The organism is Pedobacter suwonensis (genome assembly GCF_044762335.1).
Taxonomy (GTDB): Bacteria; Bacteroidota; Bacteroidia; order Sphingobacteriales; family Sphingobacteriaceae; genus Pedobacter.
The window spans coordinates 238,547-255,211 of record NZ_JBIWEB010000007.1 but is presented as its reverse complement, the minus strand read 5'-3'; the positions used below and the strand labels follow the sequence as shown (position 1 = coordinate 255,211).

General features: G+C 38.0%; 17 protein-coding genes. 5 read left to right on the top strand and 12 right to left on the bottom strand.

All coding sequences use genetic code 11. From position 1 onward, the window contains the following. Positions 1-158: 158 nt before the first annotated feature. Both ACIQXP_RS13750 and ACIQXP_RS13745 read right to left on the bottom strand, forming a co-directional pair. On the bottom strand, positions 159-869 hold the full coding sequence (locus ACIQXP_RS13750; protein ID WP_293742653.1) for a hypothetical protein: 711 nt from the start codon (positions 867-869) through the stop codon (positions 159-161). A gap of 6 nt (positions 870-875) precedes the next feature. Then, the gene (locus ACIQXP_RS13745) at positions 876-1,592 is read right to left on the bottom strand and encodes a hypothetical protein (RefSeq protein ID WP_387505707.1); all 717 of its coding nucleotides are present in this window, start codon (positions 1,590-1,592) and stop codon (positions 876-878) included. A 497-nt stretch (positions 1,593-2,089) separates the two neighbouring features. On the opposite strand from ACIQXP_RS13745, the gene ACIQXP_RS13740 reads away from it, so the two are divergent. The 5 genes from ACIQXP_RS13740 (at position 2,090) to ACIQXP_RS13720 (ending at position 6,472) form a co-directional block, all read left to right on the top strand. Beyond that, complete coding sequence (locus ACIQXP_RS13740; RefSeq protein WP_090984255.1) at positions 2,090-2,953, top strand: YicC/YloC family endoribonuclease; 864 nt, start codon at positions 2,090-2,092, stop codon at positions 2,951-2,953. A gap of 60 nt (positions 2,954-3,013) precedes the next feature. After that, positions 3,014-3,580: a guanylate kinase gene (gene gmk / locus ACIQXP_RS13735; RefSeq protein ID WP_090984656.1), complete on the top strand. Its 567-nt coding sequence runs from the start codon at positions 3,014-3,016 to the stop codon at positions 3,578-3,580. A 107-nt stretch (positions 3,581-3,687) separates the two neighbouring features. After that, entirely contained in the window at positions 3,688-4,011 is a 324-nt protein-coding gene (locus tag ACIQXP_RS13730; protein ID WP_387505727.1) for a four helix bundle protein, read from the top strand. Between the two features lie 55 nt (positions 4,012-4,066). After that, positions 4,067-4,663 (top strand): nicotinate (nicotinamide) nucleotide adenylyltransferase, encoded by a 597-nt coding sequence (gene nadD, locus ACIQXP_RS13725; protein ID WP_293742655.1) that lies wholly within the window; start codon positions 4,067-4,069, stop codon positions 4,661-4,663. A 189-nt stretch (positions 4,664-4,852) separates the two neighbouring features. Beyond that, positions 4,853-6,472 carry a glycoside hydrolase family 3 protein gene (locus ACIQXP_RS13720; protein ID WP_387505726.1) on the top strand — a complete coding sequence of 540 codons (1,620 nt, stop codon included), beginning with the start codon at positions 4,853-4,855 and terminating at the stop codon, positions 6,470-6,472. Positions 6,473-6,806: 334 nt separating this feature from the next. Here the strand turns inward: ACIQXP_RS13720 and ACIQXP_RS13715 are convergent, their stop codons facing one another. The 10 genes from ACIQXP_RS13715 to ACIQXP_RS13670 all read right to left on the bottom strand — a co-directional run bounded on the left by ACIQXP_RS13715 (position 6,807) and on the right by ACIQXP_RS13670 (position 16,580). Further along, positions 6,807-7,889, bottom strand: a complete 1,083-nt coding sequence (locus ACIQXP_RS13715; protein ID WP_387505706.1) for a glutaminyl-peptide cyclotransferase — start codon at positions 7,887-7,889, stop codon at positions 6,807-6,809. After that, positions 7,867-8,232 (bottom strand): YraN family protein, encoded by a 366-nt coding sequence (locus ACIQXP_RS13710; RefSeq protein WP_387505705.1) that lies wholly within the window; start codon positions 8,230-8,232, stop codon positions 7,867-7,869. Before ACIQXP_RS13710 ends, ACIQXP_RS13715 begins: the two co-directional genes overlap by 23 nt. Positions 8,233-8,422: 190 nt before the next feature. After that, on the bottom strand, positions 8,423-10,408 hold the full coding sequence (gene dnaG / locus ACIQXP_RS13705; RefSeq protein ID WP_293742659.1) for a DNA primase: 1,986 nt from the start codon (positions 10,406-10,408) through the stop codon (positions 8,423-8,425). Positions 10,409-10,981: 573 nt separating this feature from the next. Next, complete coding sequence (locus ACIQXP_RS13700) at positions 10,982-11,641, bottom strand: SGNH/GDSL hydrolase family protein (protein WP_293743081.1); 660 nt, start codon at positions 11,639-11,641, stop codon at positions 10,982-10,984. Positions 11,642-11,659: 18 nt separating this feature from the next. After that, a complete protein-coding gene (locus ACIQXP_RS13695; RefSeq protein ID WP_387505704.1) occupies positions 11,660-13,228 on the bottom strand; it encodes a serine hydrolase in 1,569 nt (522 codons plus the stop codon). A 59-nt stretch (positions 13,229-13,287) separates the two neighbouring features. After that, positions 13,288-14,229: a hypothetical protein gene (locus ACIQXP_RS13690; RefSeq protein WP_387505703.1), complete on the bottom strand. Its 942-nt coding sequence runs from the start codon at positions 14,227-14,229 to the stop codon at positions 13,288-13,290. A gap of 105 nt (positions 14,230-14,334) precedes the next feature. Further along, positions 14,335-15,519 carry a M20 metallopeptidase family protein gene (locus tag ACIQXP_RS13685; RefSeq protein WP_387505702.1) on the bottom strand — a complete coding sequence of 395 codons (1,185 nt, stop codon included), beginning with the start codon at positions 15,517-15,519 and terminating at the stop codon, positions 14,335-14,337. Further along, positions 15,506-15,949, bottom strand: a complete 444-nt coding sequence (locus ACIQXP_RS13680) for an SPOR domain-containing protein (RefSeq protein ID WP_387505701.1) — start codon at positions 15,947-15,949, stop codon at positions 15,506-15,508. Before ACIQXP_RS13680 ends, ACIQXP_RS13685 begins: the two co-directional genes overlap by 14 nt. Before the next feature lie 110 nt (positions 15,950-16,059). Beyond that, entirely contained in the window at positions 16,060-16,368 is a 309-nt protein-coding gene (locus ACIQXP_RS13675; RefSeq protein WP_293743088.1) for a type II toxin-antitoxin system RelE/ParE family toxin, read from the bottom strand. Continuing rightward, positions 16,353-16,580 (bottom strand): hypothetical protein, encoded by a 228-nt coding sequence (locus ACIQXP_RS13670; protein WP_387505700.1) that lies wholly within the window; start codon positions 16,578-16,580, stop codon positions 16,353-16,355. Before ACIQXP_RS13670 ends, ACIQXP_RS13675 begins: the two co-directional genes overlap by 16 nt. Positions 16,581-16,665: the final 85 nt, after the last annotated feature.

Genomic DNA, 16,665 nt, shown 5'->3' with positions numbered 1-16,665 from the left:
TTCACTGGTCATTTGTTCATTAGTAAGGGCAAACCGCTAACTGCACACTGGTTAATCGGTTAATTGTTGAAACTAGTTAAGTGAATCCAAACCTCAGATCAGATCATGAGTAACTGCAAACCGCAAACTGCTTAACGGGCTCCCGACTAAGGACTAAACTACTTCCCCTTCCCAAGCGTATCTGTAAACTTTTTCGAAGATTCTTTAATATACTTGATGTAATCGTAACTGTTCCAGTACTGCGCTTTATTAAATTCAGGACGACAATTGAGCATGTATCTTTCTAATGTATCGCCTCTTAACTCGGTATTATTTTTAATAATGCTTTGGTTGAAGTATACATCGATCTGCGATTGTTTAATCTCATTATCCGCATACCGGCTAAATCTCCGGGCATTTTTAGGGTCAGTTCCAAAAAGGTTATAAAGTGCATTTAAAGGACTAAATATAGCCGATAGGATCGTAGTTTTACCGCCATTGTATACACCCTTATTCTTAAACTCCCGCTTAATCTCATTCAGGTCCTGCTGTTTTGTATTGCCCCGAATGGTTACATCAGCCAATGTGGTACTTCCTCTAACCAGATAAACGACCAGATCCTTTTCACTGCTTACCGCTACACGCTGATCAATCAGGTCCCTTTTAGTTACCAAAAGTGTATCACCAATTCTGGCTTTTAGTTGAAACATGCCAATATCATTACTGCCAACACCGATACCGGTACGCAAATTCGTAATCTCCGATAATGCAATTCTAACATTTGAGCCTTTCTCGATAACCACACCTCTCACAATAAAGTCTTGCGCTTTTGCCACAAAGCCGATTAAGGTAAAAACAAAGATTATAAAGGCAGATTTAACGTTTCTCATGTTATGCTAATTTGTGTGCTTTAAAGTATCGGTGTATTTTTTAGCCGACTCTTTAATGTATTTAACCGCATCATAATTGTTCCAGTTAATGGTCATGCTGCGTGTTGGGTAATAATCGAGCAGAAATTTGTCGAGGTCTTTACCTGTTAATGTTGTATTGTCCACAACCAGGTTTTTATTAAAAAACTTGTCTACTTCGATCAAACTTAACTCCTTTTTGTAATAACGGTTAAATTTACGTGCTCTTGCCGGTGTTTTCCCAAAAAGCTCATAAAAAAATGTTATCGGGCTGCCACCAAGCGGGTTTAATAAAATTAATGGCGGTTTACCAGCAAAGAAAGAGCCGTTATGTTTCAAATCCCGCTTAATATCTTCCATTTCCTGCTTTTTGGTCTGCCCTTTAACCGTCACTTCTGCCAGCATAGTGCTGCCCCTAACTAAAAAAACAACCAGGTCATCAGCTGTTTTAACAACTACTTTTTGATCGTTTAAGTTTTTTTTCTGAATAAAAAGCGTATCACCGATTCTGGCATTTAACTGGAACATGCCGATATCGTTGCTGCTTGCACCCATTTTACTTCGGATATTGGTTATCGCTGCTAAAGCAACACGCACATTAGAACCTTTTTCAATCACCACTCCTTTTAGCAAAAAATCCTGGGCGTTGAGTTTTATACCTTTTATTATAATGATGAATAAAAGAATAATCTTCAAATGCTTCATTGTTTAAAACTGGCAAATTAAATGATCAGATAGCGTGGCTTAGCTTCTATATCAACAGCGATTAAGCTTTTGTTTTTTTACTCATCATTCTACACCTTGGTCAGAAAATCATAAGCTTCATAAAAACAGTTTTAAAGCCATCCTATTTACAACAAGTTGTAAAAATAAGATTTGTTAAGCATGCAAACTGTTAAATAAACGTTAATCCTATGAAAAAACTAATGGCATTTTTACTACAGGAATAGAAGTTCCGTACCAAATGGGTAATAGCCCTTGCCAAAAGCATTAGCACTTTTTGCTTAAACCTGATTGAAATGAAAGACTGCAGCGTAGCAAGGACTTGTAATGGAAAGCAGGGCTTCACTACCCGAAGAAATACTGAACGCTGCTTTTCTAATCATAAAGCTATTTTATCTGATAAGCTACAATTCTAGCCTCTTAACCATTATTATTTCTCCTTTCGGCTTAAAACCCTATCTTTGCGCATGATAAAATCCATGACAGGATACGGCTTAGCAACAGCCGATTATGCAAACGCAAAGTATAGTGTCGAAATCAAATCACTCAACAGTAAATTCCTGGAGCTGAATTTAAAATACCCAAAGGCATTTTCAGATAAGGAGCTGATTCTACGCAATATCTGCAGCAAAGATATAGAGCGCGGAAAGGTAAGTTTAAGCATCACGATAGAACGCACTAATGGCGAGGTTACCGGTGCTACTATTAACACCGCTTTATTGGGTCATTACTACCAGCAACTTGTTGCTGTTAATAACGAATTAGGTGCTGATAGCAGTAATTTATTGCAAACAGCCTTAACTTTTCCTGATGTAATTAGTTACAAGGAAGAAAGTGTTAGCGAAGATGAGTGGAACCAGCTGTACCAGATTTTTACCGAAGCCCTGGCCAATTTCAACCAGTTCAGGGAAGATGAAGGCGCTGTTTTGAAGGCAGATCTGGAACTGCGGATTAAAAATATCCTGTCGTACTTTAAATCGGTGGAAGAACTGGAGCCTAAAAGGATTACAGCCATCCGCGATAAATTTAACCAGTTTTTAGAAGATGCAGTAGGTAAGGTAAATATTGATCAAAACCGTTTTGAACAGGAATTGATCTACTACATCGATAAAATTGATATTACCGAAGAAAAAACACGTTTAAAAAGCCACTGCGATTATTTCCTGCAGACTCTGGCAAGCAAAGAAGCAAACGGCAAAAAAATGGGTTTCATTTCGCAAGAAATAGGTAGAGAAATCAATACCATGGGCGCTAAAGCGAATGATGCTCAGATGCAGCAGTTTGTGGTAGGAATGAAAGAAGAATTAGAAAAGATAAAAGAACAGTTACTGAATGTGTTGTAACGTTAGGTAGAAAGCGGTAAACGCTTAATGCCAGACGCCAATCGCAAAACTTTTAAAAGCATGCAAGGCAAATTAATCATATTTTCAGCACCATCAGGAGCAGGTAAAACCACAATAGTACATCATTTATTAAAGAAGTTTCCTGAATTGAGCTTTTCCATTTCTGCAACTACCAGAGAATTGAGAGGTGATGAAACACATGAAAACGATTATTATTTTATTACCAAGGAAGAATTTTTACACAAAGTTGCCCACCAGGAGTTTGTAGAGTTTGAAGAAGTATATAACGGCACCTTTTACGGAACACTACGCTCAGAAATAGAGCGCATCTGGAATGAAGGCAAACACGTTATTTTCGATATCGATGTTGAAGGCGGCATCCGTTTAAAAAGAAAGTATGAAAATGATGCCTTGGCTATTTTCGTTCAGCCGCCATCATTAGAGGTATTAAAGGAACGTTTAAGCGGCCGCGGAACCGACAGCCCTGAAAAATTACAGGAACGTTTTATCAAAGCCGAAAAAGAATTGCTTTATGCAGATAAGTTTGATGTGATCTTAAAAAATTACGATTTAGCCACCGCTTGTGCAGAAGCAGAGCAATTGGTTGGGGATTTCTTGAAAAGTTAGCAGTTTCCAATTCTCAGTTCAGGATGCATAGGATAATTATTCTTTAAATTTAAAAATCAATCTATGGGTAATTTTTCTGATCTATTGGTTTATAAGAAGTCGTTTGAATTGGCCATGGATATTTTGAAACCAGCAACTCTTTTCCTAAAGATGAAGCACATTCATTAACTGATCAGATTAGAAGATCTTCCCGTTATACCAATATTTGTCTAATTGAAGCCTATAGAAAACGTAGATACAAAGCCTATTTCATTAGCAAACTTTCTGATAGTGAAATGGAAAATAGTGAAACAAAAGGTTGGCTAAAATTTGCATTCGAATGTAAATACCTATCTCAGGAAAAATATGAGAAATTAACATTACAAAGCGAAGAGGTTGGAAGATTATTATATCATATGATAAATAATCCTGAGAAATACGGTGCTGTTTAAAGAATTATTAATGAGCACGCCCCAACTGAAAACAGTCAACTGAAAATTGGAAAAAATGTCAACTGAAAACCGCCAACTGAAAACAGGACTCTTCTTCGGTTCTTACAACCCCATCCATACCGGGCATTTAATTATCGCCAATTATATGGCGAACCATACGGCACTTGATGAAGTATGGCTGGTGGTTTCGCCACACAATCCTTTAAAAGACAAAAGCGGCTTGACCAACATGTATGATCGCTTGGAAATGGCCAAATTAGCTACCGAAACCGCAGAACATATCCGCGTTAGTGATATCGAATTTGCATTACCACAGCCTTCTTATACCATTGATACGCTAACCTATCTCCATGAAAAATATCCTGAGAAAGAGTTTGTACTGATCATGGGCGCTGATAATCTCGTTTCTTTTAAAAAATGGAAGAACTATGAGGTATTACTCAAAAACTATCATATCTATGTTTATCCCCGTCCGGGAGCAGATGTGGACGCATGGAAAAACCACCCCTCCATCACTTTTACAAACACTCCCTTAATGGAAATTTCGTCAACCTTTATCCGAAAAGCCATCAAAGAGAAAAAAAATGTACAGTTTTTCCTGCCTGATAAAGTAATTGAGTTTATTGAGGGCAAGGGAATGTACAGATCTTAATCTGCAGTATATTTTTTTAAAACCTACTGTATTAAATTCGTTAATTGGACGGGTTTTTGTTCAATACGGCTTTGGTTTATTAATTTAGCTAACTGATCCAAAAAATAAGTGAAAAAAAATCTTTTTATCCTCATTGCCCTATGCGGAGTTGCATTTTCGGGCAGCGCACAACAAAAATCCTATCTAGAAATGTTAGCCAGTCAACCAAAATGGGTCGATTCGGTTTTTAATAAATTAAACCGCAGAGAGCGTATTGCACAGATGTTCTTTGTACGTGCTCATACCAACCTTGGTCAAAAATATACCGACTCGGTTGGACAGGTAATTAAACGCGAACAATTGGGCGGAGTGATCTTTTTTCAGGGTGGACCGGGCAGGCAAGCCATTGCCACCAATGCCTATCAGAAACTGAGCAGGGTACCGCTTATTGTGGCAAACGACGGGGAATGGGGCTTGGGCATGCGCTTAGACAGTACCATCTCTTATCCTTACCAAATGACTTTAGGTGCCATCCAAAATAAGGAGCTATTGTATAAAATGGGCTTGGAAATAGCTAAAGATTATAAGCGACTGGGGATGCAGATGAACCTTGCTCCTGATGCGGATATTAACAATAACCCTAAAAACCCGGTAATTAACTACCGTTCTTTCGGCGAAAACAAATATAATGTGACGAGTAAAGTTGCATCTTATATGAAAGGCATGCAGGATGGTGGTTTATTAACGACATTGAAACACTTCCCCGGTCATGGCGATACCGATGTTGATTCACATTACGATTTACCGCAGCTTACTTTCTCTGCTACACGTTTGGATACCTTAGAAATGTATCCATTTAAAGAACTGATCAAACAAGGCGCTTCCGGAGTAATGATTGCCCACATGAACATCCCCTCTTTGGATAATATTCCAAATTTACCATCTACACTCTCTAAGCCTATTGTTACTGGTATTTTAAAGCAGAAATTAGGCTTTAAAGGGCTGATTATTTCAGATGCGATGGATATGAAAGGGGTGGTAAAATACTTTAAAAATGGCGAAGCTGATTTGATGGGGATTATTGCAGGTAATGACATCATAGAACTTTCTGAAAACAGTGATAGAGCCATTAAGTTGGTACGTAAAGCGGTAAGACATGATCGTGTAAGTATGGCTGAGATTGACCAAAGCGTGCGGAAGATCCTAACTGCAAAATATTGGGCGGGTTTAGCTAAACGCGATACGATTGTAACCCAAGGTATTGTTGCAGGTGTAAACCGCAATTCGAGCAGTGCTTTGGTGCAGGAACTGGCAAATGCATCAGTAACTTTGCTCAAAGGTAAAGATTATATTAAAAGACTTATCCCCATCAGAAGAACAGCGATTATCAGTATTGGTGTACCTTCTGTAACTACCTTTCAGAAAGAAATATCGAAAGGTTATTACAACTCTGTTTATTATGTGTTGGACAAAGACGCCAGTGCAGCCCAAATTTCAAACATCGCTCGTGAAATCAGCGCATTTGACCAGGTAATTGTAGGCATTCATGATAGCAGGTCAAGGCCTGCAAATAATATACAGCTGAATGCAGGTGTTAAGAATTTTATTAAAGAATTATCGACCAAAAATGCTGTTTTTGCCTTGTTTGCAAATCCGTATAACCTGGCTGGCTTGTCGGGGTTAGAGAATAGTAAAGGTTTAGTAGTTGCCTATCAAAAAGAAGATTATATGCAGATTTCGGCTGCTGCAGTAATTAACAACCGCTTGGTACCTACGGGTAAGTTACCCGTGAGTGTGGCTCCATATTATAAATTTGGGGATGGGCTTTAGCTCTACGCAGCCCACATAATATCAATTTTTTTGTTACTGGGATAATTATTGTATAAAATCAATATGAGTGACAGATAAATTTTATTTGATAATATCCTTCGGCCGGTCTTCGTTCCTGGCTTGATTGGGAACCACAAAGTGCTCATGAATGCCATTGAATAAAAAACACTTATGAATAATCTTAATGCGAGGGCGTTAAGATTCCCACATACTCAGGATGCGATAGCTAGCGATCGGGTGAAGACCTTTCTATTGGATTTATGTCATTGATAGCTTATCCAGCGACTATTTAAGTCATTTCAATAAGTTCAATGTGACCTATCTATCAATTTAGCTATTTCTTAACCAACTCAATCTGAAAAATATGTGGCCATTTTTTACCAGCTACAAAAAGCCTTTTACCAGCCTTATCGTAAGCAATTCCGTTTAATACATTGTTATTTTTTTCATCATCAGTTTTAAAATAATCGGCTGGCAACAGTCCTGATAAATCGATCTTGCTTTCAACAGCTCCCGTTTCAGGGTTAATGATCATGATTTCATTCGTCGTATATACATTTGCATAAATCTTACCATCAATCACTTCAAGTTCGTTCAGATTTTGGATAGGGCCCTTATTATCGAAAACATCAATCGAACCAATTTTTTGATAGGTATTCTTATCCAGGAAAAAAATCGTGTTGGAACCATCGGTATTCAACACCTTCTCCCCATCAAAGGCCAAACCCCAACCCTCTCTTCCTGTGGTGTAAGAAAATTCCGATAATTTTTTGAAGGTAGCCTTATCGTATACAAAACCTACTTTCTCGCGATAGGTTAACTGAATAATCTTATTTCCGATTACGGTCATGCCTTCGCCAAAATACTGTTTATCTAAATCTGTTTGCTGAAGAATTTTCCCTGTAGCAGGATCTACCTTGCGCAAGCTCGAGTGACCATAATCTCCTGCACTTTCATAAAAGAAACCATCATGGTATTCTAACCCCTCAACATAAGAAGCGGTATCATGAGGCAGGCTCCTGATTACTTTGTAAGTATATTCTGCAGGCGCCTGGCCAGCTAATACATTTATATTTGATGTGATATCTTCTGATTTCCCTTCACCAAATATTTTAGCTGTTAACAGGTGATTACCCAGTTTCAGACCGTTAGTTTTAAGTTTAAGGGCCAAAGTATCGGTTTTTGAAGCAACTTTGACGGTATCGATCAAATACACTACTGAATCTACTTTTTGATCAGCTCCAAACAGCACTTTCACATCAAATTCATTCCCCGATGGTACATTAAGACCGGTTAATGGAGAAACAAAGCTACGGTAGGTTGTAGTAGCACTTTCTTTACAGGCAGTTACCAATGCAAGTGCAGATCCAACAAATATGAAATTTTTAATATGGTTAATCTTCAGGCCAAAACGCATCTTCTATATGGTTTAAATTATAAGTCTTATTTTTTGCAAAGGTAATCGCAATAATATCAAAACGGATATCATTTTGATGATTCATGATTTCAATATAGGCATTAGCGACCAATTCCATCTGAATTTGTTTCGATTTTTGTACAAATTCTTCTGGTTCGCCAAAAGCGATAGAGCTACGGGATTTAACTTCTACAAAAATCATAATACCATTTTTATAAACAATTAAATCTACTTCGGCTTTACCATGCGTCCAGTTTTCATCTAAAATTTCATACCCCTGATCTTCCAGATATTGTTTCGCAATCTTTTCACCTGCTCTGCCTAAATCGTTATGAAGCGCCATAAATAATTATTTAATGATCGATTTTTCACTGAACAACCTTCGTACTGGAAAAACGGTAATTTCTAGTAGTGTGCTGGCCAGTCGCCAACCACAAATTGCCCAACAAAGCTATATCTGTTTAAATAGATCTCTCCATTTCGCTATGCTTCAGTCGAGACGAAATCTCTACAGGACTCCAATCATTTATAATTTACTTTACGATAACAGAGCCTAAAAATTTTGAAATTTCCCTTTCTACTCCTTTAATCACGCCGTAGCGCTGCATTAAAATCATTTGGTTATCTTCGTTCTTCTCCTCTTTAATTTCTTTCAACAGGTTCATTAATATCTTCTCCACCTTCCGTTTTTTGAGGTGAAAAATACCGCCCAAAATGGTTGCTTTCAAATTCATCGATTCATCTTTAACATAGATAAGATGTTTATTTAACCAGTTTTCACTTAAAGCATACTCTGAAGTGGAAAGCGTAATCGCAAGATCGGCAATATCCCGGTCTTCATGTTTAACGAAGTGGTTTGCAGTTGGTAATCTGCCATTGTCAATTTCGGATTTATAATGGTCAATAATTCTCTTGCAAAGCGGATCATCAAATTCTACATCACTCAGGTTCTGCATGATGAATGGACCAATGTACATATCATCAATTTTATCCCAGTTTACAAATTCATGTCCGAAAGCCAGTAATAAGCGAACAATTTCCTTTTCCTGATACTCTTCTTCTTTAGCTGGCTCTTGCGGCTCGTAACCCATTGGGCCGGCACTATCATCCCATAAATCATCGGGCGGACCAAGCGGTTCTGGAGGACCTGAAGTATATGGTTTCGGATTTGAGGAAGGAGTTGCACGATGATTACCCTCAAAACTTTTCTTAAGTTTTGCAGAACGCATCTTATTCAGTTCGCTCAGCAGAATATGTTCTTCTATTTCGAGCAGGCTACTACTCTCGCGGATAAAAACCGAAGCTTTAATCGGATCAGGAATTTTAGCTATACTTTCTACAATATCGCGGATAATACCAGCACGTTTGATCGGATCGGTACCGGCATCCTTGAGCAGCACATTCGCTTTGTATAAAATAAAATCTTTTCTATTCTGCTCCAGGTAGGTTCTAAATGCTCCGGCACCTACATGATGCATATAAGAATCAGGGTCATGACCATCGGGAAAGGAAACAATCTTCACGTTCAGTCCTTCTTCCAAAATCATATCTAAACCACGGAGTGAAGCTTTAATTCCCGCAGCGTCGCCATCGAAAAGAATGGTGATATTTTGTGTAAAACGGCCGATCAGTTTAATCTGCTCTACCGTTAAGGAAGTACCCGAAGAGGCTACTACGTTTTCTACACCAGCCTGGTGAACAGAAAGTACATCAGCATAGCCTTCGGCCAGGTAGCAGTTATCCAAATCTCGGATGGCTTTTTTGGCATGAAATAAACCATAAAGTACGTTCGATTTGTGGTAAATTTCGCTTTCAGGAGAATTTACGTATTTGGGTACATTTTTATCTGTTTTTAGCGTTCTGCCGCCAAAACCAATAATCCTACCGGTAAAGTTATGGATGGGAAACATCACACGGCCGCGGAAACGGTCGTAAATTTTCCCATTATCATTTTTAATTGATAAGCCGGTGGCTTCTAAAAATTCTAACTTATGGCCCGCATGGGTTGCGCTTTGTGTCATCGCATCCCAAACATCGGGAGAATAACCCACCTCGAATTTTTTTAAGATATCTTCCCTAAAACCACGCTCTTTAAAATAGCTCAGACCTATGCCCCTGCCCTCGTCTGTTTCCCAAAGCTGTTTTACGAAAAAAGTAGCAGCATACTGCGATACGATGTAAAGGCTTTCTTTGGCACTCTGGGCTTCGGCAGCCTCAGGAGAAAGTTCGGTCTCCTCTACTTCTATGTTGTATTTATTGGCTAAAAACTTAAGTGCTTCCGGATATGAATATTTTTCATGATCCATAATAAAACGCACCGAATCGCCTCCTTTACCGCAGCCAAAACATTTATAAATCCCTTTGGTTACAGATACGTGGAAAGACGGTGTTTTTTCGCCGTGGAAAGGGCAATTACCAATTAAACTGGTTCCGCGTTTTTTTAAGTGCACAAAATCCCCAACTACCTCCTCAATACGGGCGGTATCCATTATCTTATCTATTGTTTCGCGGTTTATCATACTTAGTTATTGTCCGTCATTGCGAGGAGGCACGACGAAGCAATCTTTTTTGCTATTTTTATTTTAAACTGTTTTTACCTGCAGGAAAGATTGCTTCACTCCATCGCACATTCCCTTACTTCAGTTCGCAATGACGCTACAAATTCATCATTGCGAGGAGGCTTTTTCAGCCGACGAAGCAATCTTTTTTGCTGTTATTTATTTTCAATTGTTTATCCCCAAAAAGGAAAGATTGCTTCAGTTTGCAATAGTGATTCGTTTGATTACAATTACAAATCACTTTTAAGCAAAGATTTCCATACTCCCTTCCTTTGTCTCGACTTCTAAAAATTGTCATTGCGAGAAGGCTTTTTTCAGCCGACGAAGCAATCTTTTTTGCTATTTTTATTTTAAACTGTTTTTACCTGCAGGAAAGATTGCTTCACTCCAGCACACTTTCCCTTTCTTCGGTTCGCAATGACGAATCGGCTTGTTTAACCACAAAGATAACAGAGAAAAAACACAAAGCACACAGAGAAAATTTCTTTGTGTGCTTTGCGAAATACTTGGCGAACTTTGCGGTTTAGAAACCTGTTACTTCACCAAAGGCAAAAGCTGATCCGCTACCAATTTATTTCCTGTCTCGTTTAAGTGTACCCGATCAACAGTTAAAATACCTTTCTCTTTATCTTCCGGATTATTTTTTGCTTCATAATCTGCAAAAACCTTCCTCAAATCGCATACAGGAAGACTATTTTTTGCGGCTAATGTCCTAATTCCTTCGGCATATTTATTCAGATCGGCATCTAACTCATTGGTACCATCTTTTTTCTCGCCAACAACTGAAGGGGTAACTAATACCACTTTACTGCCCACACCCTGAATTTTATTGATCAAGGCCTGATAAAATTTCAAATATTTATCATAATCCGTTCCTGTATGAGAAGATTGTTTATGCCACACATCATTAATCCCTACATAAATCACCACTAAATCCGGCTTTTTGCTTAATACATCATCTTCTAAACGCAGGTAAAGGTCATAAACTTTATTGCCGCCGATACCGGCGCCCATTACATCATATTTGGTTGAATCGAGCGACTTTTTGATCAGCGTTACATATCCGTTTTTTGAAACACCCTGTTGGGTAATTGAATCGCCGAAAAAGATAATGCGTTTAGGTTTAAATGTCATTGAGGTTAATGCAATTAAGCAAAAGCTTAGTAAAATACTCGTTTTCATTACTGTTTTCATTGTGTATAATTGGTTAGGTTATTTATTATCGGTCTTTTTAAAATCCAGGTCCTGAAAATCGAAACTAAAATCAGTTAATGGGGAAATGGCCTCAATTTTGAAACCATCGGCCAGGGCATTGTTATCTAAGCTAAAATTAACAAAGGCATCAGCATCCAAACTTCTGTCGTACCATTTCACAATAAAAGTATTACCCTTATAGTAAGTCATATCGCCCTTTAATTTAGGTGAATTTTTAGCCTGGAAATGCATTTTACCATTTACTTCACTAATGCTTACTTCGCCAAACCAGGCGTCGCGGAAAGTTCCATAATAGTTTTTGGCATCAGGTTTTGAAGCCGCTAATTTTTGCTGTACAGCAATATCGCTCCAAACTCTGGCAACCATCTCATCTGCTTGTTTTTCGTTTCTTAACCTATTATCATTGTAAGTTTTAATCCTATCCTGACCTTTAATGCCTAAATAACCATCTTTGATTGAATTGGTAATGGCATTGAAAGCGGCTCCGGACTGCTGATTGGTTAACACAATGATACCGAGTTTCAGTTCAGGAAGAATGGTTACCTGCGTTACAATACCGGATAAACCACCGGTATGTGTCGCCTGGAAATTACCATTAACGTTGCTCAAAAACCATCCTAAACCATAACTGCTAAAAGCTGCCGGATTACCCCCTGCAATAATGGTTTGCGGGGTCCAGAGTTCTCTTGCCACAGCAGGACTGAATAATTTTTTATCAAGGTTCTCTCCATATTTACCACCGTTGATCATCGCCAATACCCACTTGCTCATATCGGTAACATTTGAGTAAATACCTCCTGCGGCATTCGCAATTTCGCCAAAGCTTAACCCTACTGGAAGCAGTTTACCTTCATAAGTTGCATGACCATCAATTACATTTGATTTATCTTTTAAACGGTACCATGAAGCAGCCGTTTTACTCATACCTAATGGTTTAATGATTCTGCTTTCAATAAAATCTTCATAGGTAATACCTGAAACTCTTGCCACAACTTCGCCGGCAACAATATACATCAGGTTATCGTAATCGTATTTGGTACGGAAAGAGGAAACCGGTTTTAGGTACCGTAAATTGTGAATGAGCTGCTTTTTATCTACTGTTGATGAATCAGGCCAGATCATTAAGTCGCCGGCGCCTAAACCCAAACCACTGCGGTGCGTCAGAAGGTCGCGGATGGTAAACTCGCTGGTTACATAAGCATCGTACATCTTAAATTCGGGGATTATATCGGTTACTTTTGTATCCCAGGCAATTTTCTTTTCGTCAACCAACATACCTAAAGCGGCCGCAGTAAAAGCTTTTGTGTTTGACGCTACACCAAAAAGGGTATTTTCATCAACCTTTTTATTGGTTTTGATGGAACTTACACCGTAACCTTTTAAATGGATAATTTTGCCATCCTTAATTACAGAAACGGCAATACCGGGAACATTAAAGGTGCTTAGAGTTTTTTCGACCACACTATCGATCTGTTTTGAGGTGAGTACCTGCGCGTGTACCTGGATACTCAAAAACAGCGATAAAGCAATGGATATTTTAAATTTTAAGGAAGATAAGAGTTGCATATTGGTGGTTTTAAATAATCGTTTAAAGATAATAAATCTTTTAGGCGATAACCGAATCCCTATTTGCCCTTTTCAAGTTTATAATCTTTGTGTACGATTAAAAAACTCGCTCTTTCTTCTTTTTTGAAAGGATAATCCCAATTACCCTGGTAAGTAATTTTGGTTGGTAATTTATCCTCTCCGAAATAACCCATTTCGATATTCATCTGCACATCAAAATCAAACAACATATTGCTGTATTTCATGTCGACATAACGACCAAGGATATTAAAATTGCGTTTATCAAAAATGGTAACCAGTTCTTTGATCATGATCCCATCTTTGGTCCATTTGCTTAAATCAGGTTTAACAGAAACTTTAAAACGGTACACCGGGATGGAATCGAGATAAGTACCGCTTGTGAAACCATAATCATAATATTGGCGCATATTGGCCGAAAATATCTCTGTTTTACTACCGATGAACGGCACCTTTATCGGACGGCCAGGATTAAAAATTAAGGTTTTCAGTTTGTCTTTATAACTTTCGTTTGTTCCTCCTTTTCCATCAGGCTTGGGTGCATTGGGTACAAAATCGGTGTTATAAGCGTTCATAAAAATGTAATCAAACATTTCTACGGTATATAACTGGTATTTCCCGTTTTTTTTATAAATTTTCCCGGTATCCTGTTTTACCAGATATTCCATTTTGTAGGGGCCGCTATTGTTATGGCGGATTTTCCGGTAAATTTTTCCATCTACCTTATTCTTCTTATCGTAACTGTAAATCCTGTTTTCAGCAATGAAAGTATAACGTTTCATATCTCTGAACGATTGATAAAACGAAGTATCATACATCACTTTTCTGATAAAGGTTTCTACATTCAACTTCTCAGCCTTGATATTTACAGCCGAATCAAGTACGATGGTTTTAATTGTATCCGGGTTAAAGCGGTTGATTTCTTGAGCGAAACCTTTGTGAAACAGCGGGATTAACACTAAAAAAAGCAATATTTTTTTCATGGATAAATGTAAAAGGTAAAATGGAAAAAGGAAGGTGGGGAATGCGTTATGATAAGATTAATGATAGTAATTTTAATTCCTTCATCCATCTTACCTCCTCCATCATTAATTCCCTAATTGTTTTAAAGCAATGTAAGCCATTAATCCGGTTGATATTTTCAAGGCGTCCTCATCCACATCAAATCTTGGCGTGTGTACCGAGTATTGGGTGTCTTTAGCTGCGTTCCCGGTACCTAAACGATAAAAACAGGCATCTGTTACCTGTGAATAAAAAGAAAAATCTTCAGCAGCCATCCAGATATCTAAATCAACCACATTTTCTTTTCCCAAATAATCTTCTGCAAAGGCTTTTGCATTTGCGGTTAGTTTTTCTTCATTGATTAAAAACGGATAACCCCTATGGATATCGAAATTGCAGCTTCCACCCATGCTTTCGGCAATCCCTTCGGCCATTCTTTTCATACGTTTGTGCGCTTCATCTCTCCAGTTTTCATCCAATGTTCTAAATGTACCTTCAATTTTAACCTCATTCGGAATAATATTGGTTGCACCATTGGCCGTAACTTTACCAAACGACAGCACCGATGGAATACGTGGATCGGCATTGCGACTCACAATCTGTTGCAGAGCAATAATGATATGCGAAGCGATTAAAACGGGATCGATATTTTGGTGTGGTTGTGCGCCATGCCCGCCTTTTCCGGTAACGGTAACATAAAGTTCATCAGTCGAGGCCATGTAAATACCTGAACGGAAACCCACTTTACCTGCATCAATTAATGGCATTACATGCTGGCCAACAATATGTTGTGGCTTTGGATTTTCGAGTACACCTTCTTTAATCATAATGCTTGCCCCACCTGGCAGAAGTTCTTCAGCAGGCTGAAAAATCAATTTGATGGTTCCGCCAAAATCATCTTTCATTTGATTTAGGATATAAGCGGTTCCCAAAAGCGAAGAAGTATGCACATCATGTCCGCAGGCATGCATTACACCATGATTCTTGGATTTATAAGGTTTGTCATTTGCTTCATGGATGGGTAACGCATCCATATCAGCACGCAAAGCAATAATTTTATCAGATGGCTGGTTGCCTTTAATTAACCCTACAACACCCGTATTGGCACAGTCGGTATATTCAATTCCCCATTTTTTTAATTTATCCTTGATGAACAGTGATGTTTCGAATTCTTTAAAAGATAATTCGGGATTGGCATGAATATGTTGACGATAACCGACTACATCGTTAAAAATGTGAGCGGCAAGTTCCTGTACTTTATTTTTGATCATTGGTTGTTGTGGTATCTAAAGTTGGTGCATTTATTTTTTCCCTAAAAATAAATAATGTGGGGAAAGTTGGTCTGAGTTCGTTAATCAGTCGTTGAGCCTCTAAGCGGCTTCTGAAATCGCCCACACGAACATAATAGTTAGGCTCTTTGTAAGTAAGGTAAGTATTTAACTGAGGATACATTCCTTTAAAACGCGCCTGCTGGTTAAAAACTTCGCGCCGGTCTGAGCCGTAGAAAATCTGTACGCGGTAGCCATAAGATGAAAAAATCGGTTTACCTGGTTTCACCTCACCCGAGGATTTGTAAACCTCCAGTCGCTTGGCGATTAAACTATCGATTAAAGGGTCTTTTATAACAGTTACTTCGCCTTTCTGTGCAAAAACGGTTAGGGTGAGAAACAAACAGAATATAAAAGTTAAAGTTATTTTCATGAGTAAATAATTGGCGTATGATGAGCACATGTACTGTCTCTATCTTCTTAACAACAAGAATGCCGAAATCGTTGCAAAAATCGGCATTCTTTATGGGTTAAGCAAATCGGTTAGCCTCCGCTTATTTCTTGAGGTAATTTATCAGGATTTTGATGCGTTTGCCAGATAGTATGAACAATGATTTGAGTCTTATTTGGCTCATAGAATATGATAAAATCAAGCACAACTAATCCTCGGACATTTACTTTTGAAGTCTCAATTCCTAAGAGAGGTTTTTTAATTAAAAGCTTAATTTCCTTATTAAATCTTTTGTAAAGTTTAGCTGAATATTTTTTATTACCATTTCTATTGGCATAAAACTCAAGTATACTATAAAGTTTAATTTTTGCTTTATGGGACCAGATTATTTCTTTAACCATTTATTTATTTCATCGTCTAAATCTGGCTGTGTTACAAAGAGACCATTGTTAATTTGTTCTTGGGATGAAATAATTTCTTGTTGTTGTTCAGAGGATAATTTTATCTGTCTACTTTTTACAGGTGCTTCAAGAATAGTAACACCAAAATCTTTTAGCATTTGTTTTACAACAGTATTGTTTTGATCAGGAATTTTTATTGTTATTGTTTCCATAACTCAAAAATACTAAATATATATATCGATGTCAAGACGTAAAGACGTCAGCATTTAAAAAGCCAGATTCCTTTTGGAAACCTGG

Coding starts and splice junctions, on each gene's coding strand:
- ACIQXP_RS13750 (WP_293742653.1), bottom strand. CDS start 869: ATGAGAAACGTTAAATCTGCCTTTATAATCTTTGTTTTTACCTTAATC.
- ACIQXP_RS13745 (WP_387505707.1), bottom strand. CDS start 1,592: ATGAAGCATTTGAAGATTATTCTTTTATTCATCATTATAATAAAAGGT.
- ACIQXP_RS13740 (WP_090984255.1), top strand. CDS start 2,090: ATGACAGGATACGGCTTAGCAACAGCCGATTATGCAAACGCAAAGTAT.
- gmk (WP_090984656.1), top strand. CDS start 3,014: ATGCAAGGCAAATTAATCATATTTTCAGCACCATCAGGAGCAGGTAAA.
- nadD (WP_293742655.1), top strand. CDS start 4,067: ATGTCAACTGAAAACCGCCAACTGAAAACAGGACTCTTCTTCGGTTCT.
- ACIQXP_RS13720 (WP_387505726.1), top strand. CDS start 4,853: ATGTTAGCCAGTCAACCAAAATGGGTCGATTCGGTTTTTAATAAATTA.
- ACIQXP_RS13715 (WP_387505706.1), bottom strand. CDS start 7,889: ATGCGTTTTGGCCTGAAGATTAACCATATTAAAAATTTCATATTTGTT.
- ACIQXP_RS13710 (WP_387505705.1), bottom strand. CDS start 8,232: ATGGCGCTTCATAACGATTTAGGCAGAGCAGGTGAAAAGATTGCGAAA.
- dnaG (WP_293742659.1), bottom strand. CDS start 10,408: ATGATAAACCGCGAAACAATAGATAAGATAATGGATACCGCCCGTATT.
- ACIQXP_RS13700 (WP_293743081.1), bottom strand. CDS start 11,641: ATGAAAACAGTAATGAAAACGAGTATTTTACTAAGCTTTTGCTTAATT.
- ACIQXP_RS13695 (WP_387505704.1), bottom strand. CDS start 13,228: ATGCAACTCTTATCTTCCTTAAAATTTAAAATATCCATTGCTTTATCG.
- ACIQXP_RS13690 (WP_387505703.1), bottom strand. CDS start 14,229: ATGAAAAAAATATTGCTTTTTTTAGTGTTAATCCCGCTGTTTCACAAA.
- ACIQXP_RS13685 (WP_387505702.1), bottom strand. CDS start 15,519: ATGATCAAAAATAAAGTACAGGAACTTGCCGCTCACATTTTTAACGAT.
- ACIQXP_RS13680 (WP_387505701.1), bottom strand. CDS start 15,949: ATGAAAATAACTTTAACTTTTATATTCTGTTTGTTTCTCACCCTAACC.
- ACIQXP_RS13675 (WP_293743088.1), bottom strand. CDS start 16,368: ATGGTTAAAGAAATAATCTGGTCCCATAAAGCAAAAATTAAACTTTAT.
- ACIQXP_RS13670 (WP_387505700.1), bottom strand. CDS start 16,580: ATGGAAACAATAACAATAAAAATTCCTGATCAAAACAATACTGTTGTA.